A 13,810-nucleotide genomic window follows, 5' to 3' on the forward strand; every position below is an offset into this window, starting at 1 on the left:
TTTTACGCGACTCATGTCTAGTTATCCGTCCCTGTTTTACGGTGCCCAAGGTCACAAGCTGCGTTATGCTTTTGCATACGCGCGGACATAGCCTCTGGGCGCTTGGGGCGCTGACGATTGGGGTTGCCATGGGCATCCCAGCGTTCCGGCCAAAGCACCTGGACAGTAAGGCCGAGAGCCTTGGCGATTACGCGCTCCATACGTGGGTAGGGCGTGCGCTTCACGTTCTTCAGGGCTGGCCCTGTGACGTGCTGCTCGCGCGCCAGCTTCGCCAGCGACGTGCCCTTGGCCCGTAGCTGGAACTTGATCCACTCCCAGCGCAGTGCTGGGTCAGATGGGATTTCCGCTGTGTTCATGTCTTGATCCATACCACCTGGCGGGGTGGCGTTTTCGGGATGTTTAACGTGCCTTACGACATAAACATAACCCATAAACAGGATCTGTAAAACTGTTTTCGAGACTTTCTTTTCTCGAAAACGGGCCTCGCAACTGAATACGGTTTTAAGGTCTTATAAATCAATGGGTTACGAAGAAAAGAAACAAGGGAAAGCGTCTGGCGAGGAACTTTCTTTTCCGTATACGGGAATGGAAAGCCGAATAGCTGCCGTTGCAGATCTGTACGAATCCCGAAAACAGGCTGCCGCCACTGCTCAGGTTGCTCTTTCGTCTCTGCAGCGCTGGATATCTGGCGATGGGATGCCTGCCTTTGGCTCCGTTGCCCTTCTAGCCTCTGGAAAGGGCATATCCCTGGACTGGATTGCGACAGGGCGAGGGGAAATGTTCATGGAGACTAGAGCGCAAGAAGCGCCAGTGGCAGAAAGCGATGCCTATGCCTATGTCCCTCTGTACGACGCCCGCTGCAGCGCAGGCAGTGGCGCCTGGAATGAGCGCAGCCGCGTACTGGTGAACCTGTCGTTCACCCGCTACTCGCTCCGCAAGAAGGGTCTGACGCCCGCTAATCTGGCATGCTTGCGCGTAGACGGTGACTCGATGCTTGGGCTGCTCGATGACGGCGACACCGTCATGATCGACCTGAGCCGCAACGCGCTTGAGGGTGAGGGTGTCTATGTGGTCATGCTCGATGACCATCTCTATGCCAAGCGCCTGCAGCGCCAGTTCGATGGCTCGGTGCTGATCATCAGCCACAACGCCGCATACAAAGATATGATGGTGCCCAGGGATCGCCTGGCCGAGCTGCACATCATCGGCCGCGTCGTCTGGGCCGGTGGCTGGATGGTCTAGAGAAGTGACGGGCAGGGAAGCCCGCTCTGCCGCCTCAAACGGCAGTGCCAAATCCCCCTGTGAAATCCTGCCGTTTCCGTGTTCGCGAGTTTTGGCACTGTTTCACCACCCGCCGCGCTGCTCACCCGCCTGAACCCCGCGCCCCGCTTGGCCGTCCGCCATCCCCCGGCCTTATCCGGCTTCTTCCGACGCGCTTCTTGACCTGTGCCAATACTCCCACTAGCTCACACTGGCGCCGCGATGCTCTCGCTTTGTTTAGTGCTGGAACATCAATCTCGCAGACGACGCCAAAAGCCCCGTCAGGAGGCCGAGTGGAATCGTTGTGTAAGGGGTTGAGCGGCATGGATGCCGCGAGAGCCGCGATGGGCCAGGGATGGCCCTTCGCGGCGTGCCCCTGGAACGACGATGGAGCGAGGGAACCCGACGAAGTCGGGCCGAATGGTAGGGGCAAGCCCTCTTGGTTACTTCTGGGGCGTTTGCCAGAAGTGACCCGCCGTAAGGGCGGAACCGGTATCCAAATCACCACATCAGCGGCGTGTTCACTCCGTAGCGAGTAGCCCGCACAACCGCTGATGGTGGATCAAAAGAGCGTCATCCACCCTACGGGTCTGCTGGCGACGCTGAGCATCAAAAATTGGCTACCACACCGAAATGCTGAAGCTATCGGGGCTGTCATGGTTGTTGATAGAAAAACACTGCAGCACACTGCCCCTTCATCGTAAGGAGACGACACCAAATGCCGGCCATGCCCAGTCCAATCCCCTTGATCATCCTCGACGTTCAGGACGCCATCGATCAGCCCGTCTGGGATGGCAAGAGTAATCCCGGTTACCTGTCCGTCATCCAACGCCTCCTGCAATTCTGGCGATCAAATGGCTGGCCCGTCCTTCACGTAAAACACGATGAAAAGACGCCCACGTCGAGCTATTACCTTCACGGCCCCTGGAATGGCATCAAACAGGAAGTCGCGCCGATAAAGGGCGAAGCCGTCATCATCAAGCATGAAAACTGCGCGTTCATAGGCACCCAACTGGATGCCGCGCTGAAGGCAATGAACGCAAATCGCATCGTGCTGACGGGCGTTGTGATTCACAACAGCATGGATGCCACCATCCGCGCAGGCAGAGCGCTCGGGTACAGCATCATCCTCCCGTCAGATGCCACAACCGCCGTGCCTGTAACAGGGCCAGGTGGAACCCGCTGGGAAGCCTCGACCGTGCATAAGCTGACCTTGGCCATCCTGGGCGCCGAATATGCTGAGGTCATGTCATCAGACGATGTGATCACACGACTCGGCGAGCAACCCGAATAACCGCTGCACCCAACGGTGGATGAAAAGAGCGTCATCCACCCTACGCCCCATACGCCATTGACCATCCACAATCACACCTCTACCCTGAGCCACAGCGCCTAAGAAACGCTTCACGCAGCGGCAATACTGCTCCCGAAAGCAGCGGTGTATTCCATTGAGGTAATGGATATGCCTACCCAATCCGCATCCCCCGCAATCCCCGCCCTTCCCGGCGAAATCCTGATCCCCCAGACCTTCACCCGCCACCGCCGCCAACTGCGCGCGCTGCTGATCGAGCAGCAATGCTGGTTCTGCGCAACGGATCTTGGTCGGCTGATCGGCCAGCCGCATCTGGACGAACGCGCTGCACGCACGCTCGATGCCGACCAGCTAATCGATGCCGTGGTGCTCAATACCCACGGCCAACCGGAGACGACACGGCTGATCAGCGAATCCGGCGTCTATGCCGCACTGATCCACTACTACCACCCGGAGAACCGCTGCATCCGCCGCTGGATCACCGCCGACGTGGTGCCGATGCTGCGCGATATCGCACAGCCCGACCAGCACCGACCAAAGCGCGAGAATCGCCAGGGACTGTCGTTGCTGCATTGGCAAGGTGATACCTGGATGCCTTATCGGCCTGCGTAACCAGCGCCACTCAGAGGGTGGATGGCCAGAAGGTCATCCACCTGACGCGCTAATTATCCAGCTCGCGCAGGATATCGGCGGTGGGTATCTGAAAGGCTCCAGAGTGATAGGGTTTGGCGCCATAGACGGTCGCCACGTACTGGCAGGGAATGGAGCCCTTGTTAGCGACCAGCGAACGAATCGCTTCGTCACCCAATGCTCGCGTAGTTGTGCCTTCATCGAGGGTCTCGTTGAAAGACAAGGCAGCCACGAATGCAAAGCCATCCCCGCCTTCATGCCGGGTATCGCGCTCGACGAAACCAGAGGCCAACGTCTTCATGAAGTGCCCGACCGAAAAATCCACATCATCGTCCAGGGCGCAGTACATCATTCCGCCTACGAAGGCCTCTCCAGGGCCAAACAAATTGAGCAGATCGACATCCGAGCGGAACCGCAAATCATAGAAGCGAGCGTCTGCTTGAGCGCTAATCGAATCGTAATGCAAAGCAGCAATCGGCTTGCCATGCCCCTTGGCACAACCGCTACCCAGAAGTACCAGACCAATCAGAAAGAACCTGAACATCCTACCGCCTCATGTAGCTCACAACGGATTCGAACATGTAATCCTCAGCAGATAGTCCATCCGCCATGGGGTTACAAAACATATCCCGCGCGTTGTAGTGGTTGATATCCATGACATGGTTGACGTCTGGCCCACTACCGACAGACCAACGTTCCCCGAATTCAGCCACGGAGTCTGAGCTGTCTGGCACGCGCGGATTCGCACGCACATTTATCCAGAAAACCGACTTGGGCTGTGGCTTGCTGTAATAGATATCCGAACCCAGCCAGACCAAGGCGCCTTCCCCCACGGGGTCCAGTGTTATCAACATCTCAACCTGATACCCATTCGAGTGCAGGATGTTGGAGAGATGAGCACCGTTCCAGCCACCTAGGCTATGACCAACGATGTATACGGGTGTCACCTTGTCAGGAATTTTCGAGGCGATCACGTTCTGAATGTCACTGGCGCCCCGCGCCTCGTTGTATCCCAGATAGTGAGATACATAGGAACCCTCTTTACCTGCCCCCTTCACACGTCGGTCGAAGGACTCCTTGGCATAGAAAATATTTCTGTAGGGGCCCGCGAAATAATAAGACTCCTTGTCACCTGCTCCACCAATGAAGAACACCACGGTGCGGAAGCTTTCTACCGCAACGGTCTTGGCATGCGGGCTGGTTGCCGGGGTTAAGGTCTGGATTGCTGCAAGCGCGGCGCCCTTGCCGCTCGGCAAAATGATTGTTCTGGCGTCCATGCTCAGTTTTCCACGTAAATTTCAACCTGTTCAGCACGGCTGGAGTTGATGATCAGAGAAGTAAAACCCTGCTGGTCGGATTGCCCATATTCGATGCGCCCATCCTCATGTCTGACGGCATAGTCTCTGTTGGCAATCGGCTTGCCGCTGCGCTTGTCGATCAATTGGAAGCGATCACTGAAAGCAGCCTGAATATTCAGTGGCGCGACCGGTGTAAAGGGAGCGCCGCCGCCACTATTGCCGATGATCACGGTGCCTGACCCCGCAATGATCGTATTGCCATGCCCACCAACACTGCCCAGCGTCGCGGCATTCAGACCGTTGATGAATACGGTGGGGGACACATTGGAAGCGATCGCACTGCCGCAGGCCGACGTGTCACTAAGCCGAGCGGCGCTGAGGCCGTCAAACAGGACATCAGCGGAACCGCTGACGATGGGGTTGGTGCCATGCCCGGGAATCGGGCAGGCGGTTGGGTCGCTGAGACGCGCAGCAGGTTTGCCGCTCATTCATACACTCCTTGATCCAAGATCTTCGATGAGAGAACGCTGTACTCCGTGGTGGCATTTTAATGATCTGGTACGGCTCTACCTTGAACCATTGCTCAAGCTTGGAAACATGCCCCTGATCGCTAGCCTTTACCTTTCTTCCTGGCAATCGCCTTCATCCGCGCCGCCGCCTTCTGCACGGTCGCCATCTTCTCGGGCCGTTTCATGCCCCGCCACTTGCGGATTTCCTCGCGCGTGCGCCCACAACTGACGCACAGCTCGCCGTTGAGCTGACACAGCGACACGCAGGGGTTCTCAATGTCCTTGGCCACGCTTGCCCCTTGCCGGCTACTCGACCGAAAACGCGACATGGGTGGCGATGCTGGAAACGCTGATGCCCACTTCATCGAAAGCGGCCTGGGTCAGTTCCAACATTCGTGCCTTGTCCGGGCTGGCGAGTGCCCGCGCCCTGCTCGCTTCGCTGTCGAACATCCAGGTCACGCGCAGGCTCTGCGGAAACCGCTCGAAGTCCACGTCATGGGTCAGCCACTGGAAGCCGACGATTTCGCTTTTCGCCGTTTCACAGGCAAGGGTCAGGGTGCGGATCAGTTCGCGCTCCACAGCTGAGTACTTTCGTTTCGGCGATGGCATAAGGTTCTTCTGGGTCCGAGTTCACTGCGCCACCATGTTACCCGAGGCGCTCAACGGCCAGAGGGAACAGATGGATCGAGGTTGAACAATGGCATCCGCAGCGCAGAGCGTCACCGGCAACCCACGCCGAGCACGGGAGCGATTATGGCGCCCGAGCAAAGCGGCCCGCGGGTTACAATCCACGGCCCACGCATTCGCCAGCGGACCCCATATACCGATGTTCACCCTTACCCACCTCAGCAGCCCGCCGCCCGAGTCCCTGAAGAGCCAGGTGCAGCAGATGGTGGTGGACTACTTCGCCGATGTCAGCGCGGTACCGTTGCTGCCCAGTAATCCGCTGTATCAGCTGTACCAGTACGTGATCGGCTATGAGCTGCATCTGCACTTGCAGACCATGAACGGCGAGGCCGAAGGCCCCGTGCAGCTGCTACTGGCGCTGGACGATGAAGACCCGGCCCGTGTGCTGGGGTTTGCCCTGTATCTGCCGAGCCCGGACGATGCTGCCGCCTGCACCCTCGCCTACCTGGCGGTGCACAGCGAGCAGCGCGCTCAGGGCATCGGCCGGGCGCTGCTGCAACGCGTGCAGGAGCGACGCCCGCACCTGGAGCTGGCCTGCGTGGCAGACAAGGTGCCGCTGTTCGAGGCCCTGGGTTTGCAGGTGCTGGCCGCCCAGGGTGCGCTGGTGGTGATGAGCAGCCGCGACTATCGTTCCAGCGGCATGGTCGCGGTCGCCGACCTGGCGCCGGTGTTTGCCTCCACTGAAGTCAGGCAGATTCACGCCTACCTGCTCAAGCAGCACGGCCAGCGCGCCATGCAACAGGCGGAAAAACAGCGTGACGCGCACCTCGACGCGCTCGCCCTGCAGGCTCAGCAGTTGGTCGACGAGCGCCTGCCTTCACGCGCGCTGCATTGAGGCGATGCCCCACGCTAGCCGTGGGGTTTCACGAAACGCCGATTGCAATCACCTGTGGCGGTCAGCCGACACCACGCATGCACACGCGCAGTTGGCGGACGTTGAACGCCCGCCAACGCTGATAGAGCATTACGACAGGGGCTCTGGCCTGGTCAGAACGAGTAGCTGGCGCTGACCACCAGGTTACGCGGGTCTCCCAGGCGGATTTGCCCGGCGCTGGTGGCGGAGCTGTAGTAGGTGCGGTCGGTGATGTTGTTCAGCGCCGCGCGAATGTCCCAGTCCTTGTGGCGGTAGCCGGCCAGCGCGTCCCACGCGCCATAGCCAGGCAGTACGGTGGTGTTCTGGTTGTCGGCAAAGCGCTGGCCAACCAGTGTCACGCCGGTTTCGGCGTACCAGCCCAGCTCGGGCTTCCAGGTGATGAACAGGCTGCCATTGCGCTTAGCGACGTTGCTGACGCGGTTGCCTTCCAGGCCGTTGTTGTCCTTGACGATGCTGGCATCCTGCAGGCCGATGCCGCCACGCAGGTACCAGTTGCCGACCAGTCGGCCGGTAGCGGTCAGTTCGATACCGCGCGAGCGCTGCAGGCCGGTGAGGATGGTCAGGGTCGGGTCGTTCGGGTCAGTGGTGCGGCGGTTGTACAGTTCCAGCTCGTATACGGCCAGGGTGGTGCTCAGGCGTTCATCCAGCCAGTCGCTCTTGATGCCAACTTCCTTCTGCCGGGTCTGTTCGGGCTCGAGTTCGTTGCCATTGCCCGAGGCTCCCGGGGTGATGCCGATCAGGCCACCGCCGACCGGGGAGAAGGTCTTGCTCCAGGAGGCATAGAAGGAGTGATGCTGCAGCGGCGTCCAGACGATACCGGCGCGCGGGCTGAGGCCGTAGCTGTTGCGATCTTCCTTGAGGTTGCGCAGCTTGTTGGTGGTGGCCACCTCGAACTCGTCGTAACGCAGGCCGGCCAGCAGTTGCCACTGGTCATTGATGCGCAGTTGATCCTGCACGTAGATGCCACGGCTTTCGACTTCGGTGTGGTTGTTGCTGGAAAGGGTCATGGCGCCCCGGTGACTCTGGCTGCGATCCGGGTTGTACAGGTCGAGCGCAGGTACGGCCTGGCCGCCCTGGTTGACGGCGAGCGCGCTGTAAAGCTTCGGGTCACGACGCTGGCTGCCGATTTCCACACCGGTCAGCAGACGATGCTCGAAGCCGAAGGTGTCGACGGTGCCTTCGGCCTCCAGGTTGTTGAACAGGTTTTGAGTACGCAGATCCTGCTGCCAGCGTTGCCGGGTCACGCGCTGGGTAGCGGCGTTGAAGCCGGTCAGGTAGGTGTTGTCGAAGTCACTGTCGAGCTTGAACAGGCTGGCGGTATGACGCAGCTGCCAGTTGTCATTCAATTCGTAGGTCAGCCTGGAGCGCAATGATTGCGTGGTGTCGTCAATGAAATCGCGGTCATCGCCATAGGTGGTGCCGCGCTTGACGTCCGCCGGGCGCCCGCCAACGCCGGGAATACCACGATCCGGGGTGCGGTCGAAACGGCTGTATTCGTACTGTACCAGCCAGTTCAGCTCAGGCGTCAGTTGCCAGCTCATGGACGGCGCGAACAGTTGGCGATGGCTGGAGACGCCGTCACGGAAGCTGTTGCTGTCCTCATTGCCCATGTTCAGGCGCAGGCTGATGGTGTCGGAAGGGTCGGCACTGAGGTCGGCATACAGGCTGCGCAGGTCTTCGCTACCGCCTTGTGCCTCGAGCGTGGAGCGGCGCCCGGCCTCGGGAGCCTTGCTGATGCGATTGACGATACCGCCCTGGCTGCCACGCCCATAGAGCACGGCCGCCGGCCCCTTGAGCACCTCGATACGCTCGATGTTGTGCAGGTCGCGCACGTACTGGCTGTCATCGCGCACGCCGTCCAGGTAAAAGTCGTTGCTGGCATCGAAGCCACGAATGCGCAGGCTGTCGAAGCGCGTATCCGCCCCGCTGCTGACGTTGGGCAGGCCACTGAGGGCCTTGCCCAGATCGTTGATGCCATAGTTCAGCACATTGCTCGTCTTCAGTGCGTCGATGGCCTGAGGCACGTAGCGCACCGGCGTGGCAGTGCGGGTAGCGGTACTGACCTCCTTGACGCGAGGGTTATCGGCTTCCTCGTCGACATCGCCATAGACCACAGTCTCGGGCAGGTTAGCCGGGGCAGCGCAGGCGAAGCCGGCTGTCAGTAGAGCGGAAAAGCCCAGCGAAACGGGGGTTAGTCGCGAAAGGGAGAACATCTCAGCACGCATCCAGACAGTGGTGATTGATTAACGGGCGCGCATGATAATCCTTTTCATTTAATATCTATAAGTATTTCTTTATCGCCTTCCCATCCGCTCACGTCATGAATGGTTTGAAGCGCAGCAATGCATAGGTGGCGTTATTCCCGCCCGGGACTATGCAGGCCATCGAGCGTTGCTAAAGGTCACTCAGAGCGCGGGATGCCTATCACCTTCAGCCCAGTGGCCACTGATTGAAAATCGCGGTTCAACGCTCAGGAGTTCCGATGCAGGGCATTACCCATGTTGCAGGGTGGCTCCTATGCGGCAGCATTGGTGGGATATCTGGAAAGCCCGGAATCAAAGCCTGCCAAGCCAGTACTGCGGACGGCGGCGGTGATGGGCAACGGCCAGAATCTGGAAGCCGTCAGGCCTTGGCCGGTAAATGATCGATAGCGGAAAACGCCGAAGGGAGACGCTGCGAATATCTGGTTCAAGTTCAATCCGCCAGGCCATGGGTGACTCGCCAATCAATGTAGCCAAGGCCTGAAACTCGTTGATCAATGCCCCACCCAATCCAGGAACCTTCGATTCGTAATAACCGACTGACTCCAGAAACTCGGCTTCCGCTGCCGGGTGGAAAAAATACTTCATCGAATCAGGGCTCTGGCCTTCTTCATTACCTCATCACCCGGCACCGCCTTAATCGAGCCGCTATCGAGTTCTTGTGCACGCCGCTGTGCTTCAAGCAACCAGTCTGATCGCAGTTCGTCTTCCGAAGGGGCATCCAGGCTCAAGACCAGACGCTGGATCAGCTGCGCCCGCTCCTTCTTGGAAAGATGCAGGGCTTCATCCTCGATCTTCTGCAGATCCATGGTTTCACCTCTCGCTTGTTTACCGGCAAATCTTGGCACGGATGCCTGGCGGGTGCCATGGCTGTGGCCCTTAGGCAGTCGTCACAGCGAACACAACCCACCCGGCACCGCCATGATCCACTCCCGCACCGCGAGAATGGTCGGGTCATTTATGCGGCTCTCCGGGTACACCAGAAAGAACGGCTTGCCTTCCAGCTCCGGGCCGAAGGGCTGCACCAGTCGTCCCTCTCTCAGCTCGTCCTCGATCAGTTGCCGGCTCATCAGCGCCACACCCTGGGCACCGACGGCCGCCGAGACGGCGTGGGTTTCGTCGGAGAACACCAACCCGGCACTGACATCCAGCCCCGGCACCTGAGCCTGTTTCTGCCAGACGGCCCAGTCCATCGGCGAGGAGATCGCTGCCTGGTTGCGGAAGTGGATCAGCGTATGCCTAGGCAAATCGGCGGCTTCGTGCAGCTCCAGCAACGGGCTGCAGGCCGGGACGAAGGTGTTGTCGAAGAGTTTTTCCGCCACCAGACCTGGCCAGCGACCGTCACCGTAGCGAATGGCGATATCCGCCATGACGCCATCGAGTGCCACTGGCTCATGCGAGGCGTGGATACGCAGGTCGATATTGGGGTGGGAGTCGCGCAGCATGCATACCCAGGAAAGCAGCCAGCGCACGGCCACTGCCGGCGTGGTGCTGAGGGTAATGGCCTGTCGGCTGGGCGTCGCGCTGAGGCGTTCGACCGCGGCGCCGATGCTGTCGAAGGCGCTTTCCAGCACCTGCTGCAGTTCACGTCCGGCCAAGGTCAGCTCCAACTGCCGCGGCTTGCGCACGAACAGCGCGACACCGAGGGATTCTTCCAGCGCGCGAATCTGGTGACTGATCGCTGTGGCGGTAACGGAAAGCTCCTCCGCGGCCTGCTTGGCGCTTTCGTGGCGTGCGGCCGCCTCGAAGGCGCGCAAGGCGGAAAGCGGAGGGAGTCGGCGCCGGCTCATGCCTGAGTTTTCCTCATCCATTGCGAAAAAAATTGATCGTTTGTCGCCCGAATGGAGCGAACTTAGCCTGATTCTGCTGCTAATCACAGATGAATTCAAATTCAAGCAGGAGACTCATCATGACCCATATTTTGCATCTCGACGCCAGCGCCCGCCCCGGCCTCGCCGGCAAGGATCAGCACGGTTCGCACAGCCGAAATCTCAGCCATCGCTTCGTCAGCCAGTGGCAGGCGCGCCGCCCGCAGGACGTCGTCACCTACCGCGACATCGGCCAGAATCCGCCTTCGATCATCAGCCATGACTGGATCGCCTCATCCTTCACGCCCGAGCCGAAACGCGAGGCCTGGATGCACGACACCCTGGCCGAAAGCGATCGCCTGGTGGATGAACTGATCGCCGCCGACGTGCTGGTGATCGGCACGCCGCTCTACAACTTCGGCATGCCCGCCGCGCTCAAGGCGTGGATTGACCAGGTGGTACGCCCTGGCCGCACGGTGGATGTGGATGAAAGCAACCCGCTCGATCCCTATGTACCCAGGCTGGCCGACCGGCCGCGCCATGCGGTGATCCTCACGGCGCGCGGCGGCGTCGGCTTCGATGTGGGCGGAGAGATGGCGCATATGAACCATCTGGAGCCGAACCTGATCACCGCACTCGCCTTCATCGGCATCACCCGTGTGCACCAGGTTGCCATCGAGGGTCAGGAAGTCGGCGGTGAACTGCTCGCCGAATCCGTCAAACAGGCCTTGGGCAAGGTCGATGCGCTGGTGGCCGAGCTGCAGCGTTCATTGCAAGCCGAGCGCGTCGAAGAGCCGGCGTGAGGCAATGGCCAGCCTGAGGCTAACGCTGCCTCGCCTCAGCGCCTGGTGCAGGCAAACAGCGCGTTGCCGGAGCTGCCATCCCACGGCGTCAGGCGCTGATAGTCGTGCTCCAGCACCTGCACCTCGAAGTACGGCGCCAGCAGGCTCTGCAGCTCGGCGAAGTTCACCGCCACCATCGGGTGTTCGTCGTGCCAGACCTCGGTCTGCCCGGCGACGCTGCGTTCGATACGCAGGCGCAGCGCCTGCGCATCGCCTTCCCCGCGGTAGTACCAGCCGGAGCTGAAGCGGAACTGCCCTTCGGCATGCCGTGTGCTGTGGGAAACGAACGAAGCGTTGTCGATGCACTGCTTGTCCACGGCGTTGAAACAGAACACTCCGCCAGCCGCCAGGGCGCCGTGCACGCTGGCGATACAGGCCTTGAGCCGCTCGATGCTGGCGCTGTAGTGGATGGAGTAGAGAAAGCAGGTGATCAGCTCCAGCGGCTCGTCGACCTGAAAACCGCACATGTCCTGCCGGGCAAAGCGTGCCTCGGGGCAGCGCTGGGCGGCGCGGTCGAGCATCGGCTGGTTGATGTCCAGGCCGCTGCTTACATAGCCGGCATCGAGAAAGTGGCGCACATGCGGGCCGGTGCCACAGGCCAGATCGAGGTGGCGCTTGCCGCCGTTACCGAACAGTTGGTGCAAGCGTTGCACACAGTGGCTCTGGGCGGCGTAGTCGATGTCCGCGCACATCAGATCGTAGTAACCCGACAGGTCGGTATAGAGGGCATTGCCGGACATGATGACAGGCGCGTGAGGACGAAGGGCGCGCATCATAGCTCATGACCGATGCAGCTGAGCATTGACTTGATGTGGCACGCCTTGAATCAGCAGCACTCGTTCGGGAAAGGAGGCAACTCGTGCAAGTCATCATACGACACAACCGAGTCAACGCCGCACTCACCCGGTGAACGAACCAGCCATTATCAATCCAGGCAGATGATCTTGGACTATCAAGCGCTCATGGCAGAATTGAACCACTTTCATGGTTGTCATACATCGTATAAGTTCATGGCGTCGCACCCGCGATCAACAAGAACAACAAGGAACCTCACGATGAATGACGAACAACGCCCCGACGGCTCACGCCGTCATTTCCTCAAGCAGTCGCTGGTTTATTCCGCTGCCGCCGCCAGCGCTGCCTCTCTGCTGCCGCAACTGGCCAACGCCACACAGCCTCTCGATCTGCGCTACCCATCCGGCGCGGTCAAGGCGCTGGATGACAGCTTCCTGCAGTTGCGCCTGTTCAACGCCAGCGTGGAAAAGCTTGCCGATGGCATCCGCTGGGCCGAAGGCCCGGTGTGGTTCGGCGACGGTCGCTACCTGCTGGTCAGCGACATCCCCAACAACCGCATCATGCGCTGGGACGAAATCAGCCAGTCGCTGGCCGTCTACCGCCAGCCATCGAACTATTCCAATGGCTTGGTGCGCGACCGCCAGGGCCGGCTTATCGCCTGCGAGGGCTCGACCACTCAGGACGTTGGCCGGCGCATCACCCGCACCGAACACGACGGCAGCATTACCGTGCTGGCCGATGCGTTCGAGGGCAAGCGCTTCAACTCGCCGAACGACCTGGTGGTCAAGCGTGACGGCTCGGTCTGGTTCACCGATCCGCCCTTCCAGACCGGCAACTTCTACGAGGGCTACAAGATCGAGCCGGAGCTGCCCCATGGCGTCTATCGCATCGACGGCGAAACGCAGCAGGTCACCCGTGTGATCGAGGATCTGGCCGGCCCCAACGGCCTGTGCTTCTCGCCCGACGAAAAGACCCTGTACATCGTCGAGGGCCGCGCCAAGCCGCACCGCCTGGTGTGGGCCTATCAGGTGAACGACGACGGCAGCCTCGGTCAACGCCGCAAACACATCGAAGCCACCGACACTGGCGCGCTGGATGGCATCAAGTGCGACGAGTTCGGCAACCTGTGGTGCGGCTGGGGCAGCAATGGCTCGGCCGAGAGCGACCCGGAAAAGCTTGATGGCGTGCGCGTGTTCAACCCGCAGGGCAAGGCCATCGGTCATATCTCACTGCCGGAACGCTGCGCCAACCTTTGCTTTGGCGGCGAGAAAGGTAATCGCCTGTTCATGGCCAGCAGCCATGGCATCTATTCCCTGTTCGTCAACGCACGCGGCGCCACCTTCATCAACTAACCGCCGCGCCACGGCCAGCCGGCCGTGGCGCGCCTTTCCAATAGGCTTGGAACGCTCTATTTCGGCCATTACAGCAAGCATCAGTCGCATCGATGTTCACCATCATGCCAATGAAGTTCTCTGAAAAAATCCAGTGCGTAACATCTGCTCCATACCCAACCACAACCCCCTGGAGCACCACA

At 60.3% G+C, this 13,810-nt stretch carries 17 protein-coding genes; 6 read left to right on the top strand and 11 right to left on the bottom strand.

Annotation, left to right across the window (positions count from 1 at the left end; all coding sequences use genetic code 11):
• Window positions 1-17: 17 nt before the first annotated feature.
• Window positions 18-356 carry a helix-turn-helix domain-containing protein gene (locus BM186_RS16735; protein WP_074916773.1) on the bottom strand — a complete coding sequence of 113 codons (339 nt, stop codon included), beginning with the start codon at window positions 354-356 and terminating at the stop codon, window positions 18-20.
• Window positions 357-585: 229 nt separating this feature from the next.
• Between BM186_RS16735 and BM186_RS27035 the strand changes: the two genes are divergently transcribed.
• From BM186_RS27035 to BM186_RS16755, 3 genes are all read left to right on the top strand, one after another.
• The gene (locus tag BM186_RS27035; protein WP_394327906.1) at window positions 586-1,242 is read left to right on the top strand and encodes a LexA family transcriptional regulator; all 657 of its coding nucleotides are present in this window, start codon (window positions 586-588) and stop codon (window positions 1,240-1,242) included.
• Window positions 1,243-1,978: 736 nt separating this feature from the next.
• Window positions 1,979-2,554, top strand: a complete 576-nt coding sequence (locus tag BM186_RS16750; RefSeq protein ID WP_074916775.1) for an isochorismatase family protein — start codon at window positions 1,979-1,981, stop codon at window positions 2,552-2,554.
• A 168-nt stretch (window positions 2,555-2,722) separates the two neighbouring features.
• Complete coding sequence (locus BM186_RS16755) at window positions 2,723-3,184, top strand: BRO-N domain-containing protein (protein ID WP_074916777.1); 462 nt, start codon at window positions 2,723-2,725, stop codon at window positions 3,182-3,184.
• 49 nt (window positions 3,185-3,233) lie between these two features.
• Here the strand turns inward: BM186_RS16755 and BM186_RS16760 are convergent, their stop codons facing one another.
• The 5 genes from BM186_RS16760 to BM186_RS16780 form a co-directional block, all read right to left on the bottom strand.
• Window positions 3,234-3,746 carry a hypothetical protein gene (locus BM186_RS16760; protein ID WP_074916779.1) on the bottom strand — a complete coding sequence of 171 codons (513 nt, stop codon included), beginning with the start codon at window positions 3,744-3,746 and terminating at the stop codon, window positions 3,234-3,236.
• 1 nt (window position 3,747) lies between these two features.
• Entirely contained in the window at window positions 3,748-4,479 is a 732-nt protein-coding gene (locus BM186_RS16765) for an alpha/beta fold hydrolase (RefSeq protein ID WP_074916781.1), read from the bottom strand.
• A 2-nt stretch (window positions 4,480-4,481) separates the two neighbouring features.
• The gene (locus BM186_RS16770) at window positions 4,482-4,988 is read right to left on the bottom strand and encodes a PAAR domain-containing protein (RefSeq protein WP_074916783.1); all 507 of its coding nucleotides are present in this window, start codon (window positions 4,986-4,988) and stop codon (window positions 4,482-4,484) included.
• A gap of 122 nt (window positions 4,989-5,110) precedes the next feature.
• Window positions 5,111-5,299: a DUF1289 domain-containing protein gene (locus BM186_RS16775; protein ID WP_074916785.1), complete on the bottom strand. Its 189-nt coding sequence runs from the start codon at window positions 5,297-5,299 to the stop codon at window positions 5,111-5,113.
• Window positions 5,300-5,315: 16 nt separating this feature from the next.
• Window positions 5,316-5,588 carry a hypothetical protein gene (locus tag BM186_RS16780; RefSeq protein ID WP_241519862.1) on the bottom strand — a complete coding sequence of 91 codons (273 nt, stop codon included), beginning with the start codon at window positions 5,586-5,588 and terminating at the stop codon, window positions 5,316-5,318.
• A gap of 247 nt (window positions 5,589-5,835) precedes the next feature.
• Here BM186_RS16780 and BM186_RS16785 point away from each other — a divergent pair, with 247 nt between their 5' ends.
• On the top strand, window positions 5,836-6,531 hold the full coding sequence (locus tag BM186_RS16785) for a GNAT family N-acetyltransferase (protein WP_074916789.1): 696 nt from the start codon (window positions 5,836-5,838) through the stop codon (window positions 6,529-6,531).
• Between the two features lie 152 nt (window positions 6,532-6,683).
• On the opposite strand, the gene BM186_RS16790 is transcribed toward BM186_RS16785, so the two are convergent.
• The 4 genes from BM186_RS16790 to gcvA form a co-directional block, all read right to left on the bottom strand.
• The gene (locus BM186_RS16790) at window positions 6,684-8,783 is read right to left on the bottom strand and encodes a TonB-dependent receptor (protein ID WP_074916791.1); all 2,100 of its coding nucleotides are present in this window, start codon (window positions 8,781-8,783) and stop codon (window positions 6,684-6,686) included.
• Between the two features lie 342 nt (window positions 8,784-9,125).
• Window positions 9,126-9,419 (bottom strand): type II toxin-antitoxin system RelE/ParE family toxin, encoded by a 294-nt coding sequence (locus BM186_RS16795; RefSeq protein ID WP_074916800.1) that lies wholly within the window; start codon window positions 9,417-9,419, stop codon window positions 9,126-9,128.
• Window positions 9,416-9,640 carry an addiction module protein gene (locus tag BM186_RS16800; RefSeq protein ID WP_072426301.1) on the bottom strand — a complete coding sequence of 75 codons (225 nt, stop codon included), beginning with the start codon at window positions 9,638-9,640 and terminating at the stop codon, window positions 9,416-9,418. The genes BM186_RS16795 and BM186_RS16800 overlap by 4 nt, the downstream gene beginning before the upstream one ends.
• An 81-nt stretch (window positions 9,641-9,721) precedes the next feature.
• Window positions 9,722-10,621: a transcriptional regulator GcvA gene (gcvA, locus tag BM186_RS16805; protein WP_074916802.1), complete on the bottom strand. Its 900-nt coding sequence runs from the start codon at window positions 10,619-10,621 to the stop codon at window positions 9,722-9,724.
• Between the two features lie 119 nt (window positions 10,622-10,740).
• Here gcvA and BM186_RS16810 point away from each other — a divergent pair, with 119 nt between their 5' ends.
• Window positions 10,741-11,442 (top strand): FMN-dependent NADH-azoreductase, encoded by a 702-nt coding sequence (locus BM186_RS16810; RefSeq protein WP_074916804.1) that lies wholly within the window; start codon window positions 10,741-10,743, stop codon window positions 11,440-11,442.
• Window positions 11,443-11,477: 35 nt separating this feature from the next.
• On the opposite strand, the gene BM186_RS16815 is transcribed toward BM186_RS16810, so the two are convergent.
• Complete coding sequence (locus BM186_RS16815) at window positions 11,478-12,221, bottom strand: class I SAM-dependent DNA methyltransferase (RefSeq protein ID WP_074917154.1); 744 nt, start codon at window positions 12,219-12,221, stop codon at window positions 11,478-11,480.
• Window positions 12,222-12,536: 315 nt separating this feature from the next.
• Here BM186_RS16815 and BM186_RS16820 point away from each other — a divergent pair, with 315 nt between their 5' ends.
• Complete coding sequence (locus BM186_RS16820; RefSeq protein ID WP_074916805.1) at window positions 12,537-13,628, top strand: SMP-30/gluconolactonase/LRE family protein; 1,092 nt, start codon at window positions 12,537-12,539, stop codon at window positions 13,626-13,628.
• Window positions 13,629-13,810: the final 182 nt, after the last annotated feature.

Source organism: Ectopseudomonas toyotomiensis, assembly GCF_900115695.1.
GTDB classification, from domain to species: domain Bacteria; phylum Pseudomonadota; class Gammaproteobacteria; order Pseudomonadales; family Pseudomonadaceae; genus Aquipseudomonas; species Aquipseudomonas toyotomiensis.

Bases quoted from the DNA above. Each gene is read 5' to 3' on its own strand.
- BM186_RS16735 (WP_074916773.1), bottom strand. From the start codon at position 356: ATGAACACAGCGGAAATCCCATCTGACCCAGCACTGCGCTGGGAGTGG.
- BM186_RS27035 (WP_394327906.1), top strand. From the start codon at position 586: ATGGAAAGCCGAATAGCTGCCGTTGCAGATCTGTACGAATCCCGAAAA.
- BM186_RS16750 (WP_074916775.1), top strand. From the start codon at position 1,979: ATGCCGGCCATGCCCAGTCCAATCCCCTTGATCATCCTCGACGTTCAG.
- BM186_RS16755 (WP_074916777.1), top strand. From the start codon at position 2,723: ATGCCTACCCAATCCGCATCCCCCGCAATCCCCGCCCTTCCCGGCGAA.
- BM186_RS16760 (WP_074916779.1), bottom strand. From the start codon at position 3,746: ATGTTCAGGTTCTTTCTGATTGGTCTGGTACTTCTGGGTAGCGGTTGT.
- BM186_RS16765 (WP_074916781.1), bottom strand. From the start codon at position 4,479: ATGGACGCCAGAACAATCATTTTGCCGAGCGGCAAGGGCGCCGCGCTT.
- BM186_RS16770 (WP_074916783.1), bottom strand. From the start codon at position 4,988: ATGAGCGGCAAACCTGCTGCGCGTCTCAGCGACCCAACCGCCTGCCCG.
- BM186_RS16785 (WP_074916789.1), top strand. From the start codon at position 5,836: ATGTTCACCCTTACCCACCTCAGCAGCCCGCCGCCCGAGTCCCTGAAG.
- BM186_RS16790 (WP_074916791.1), bottom strand. From the start codon at position 8,783: ATGTTCTCCCTTTCGCGACTAACCCCCGTTTCGCTGGGCTTTTCCGCT.
- BM186_RS16795 (WP_074916800.1), bottom strand. From the start codon at position 9,419: ATGAAGTATTTTTTCCACCCGGCAGCGGAAGCCGAGTTTCTGGAGTCA.
- BM186_RS16800 (WP_072426301.1), bottom strand. From the start codon at position 9,640: ATGGATCTGCAGAAGATCGAGGATGAAGCCCTGCATCTTTCCAAGAAG.
- gcvA (WP_074916802.1), bottom strand. From the start codon at position 10,621: ATGAGCCGGCGCCGACTCCCTCCGCTTTCCGCCTTGCGCGCCTTCGAG.
- BM186_RS16810 (WP_074916804.1), top strand. From the start codon at position 10,741: ATGACCCATATTTTGCATCTCGACGCCAGCGCCCGCCCCGGCCTCGCC.
- BM186_RS16815 (WP_074917154.1), bottom strand. From the start codon at position 12,221: ATGTCCGGCAATGCCCTCTATACCGACCTGTCGGGTTACTACGATCTG.
- BM186_RS16820 (WP_074916805.1), top strand. From the start codon at position 12,537: ATGAATGACGAACAACGCCCCGACGGCTCACGCCGTCATTTCCTCAAG.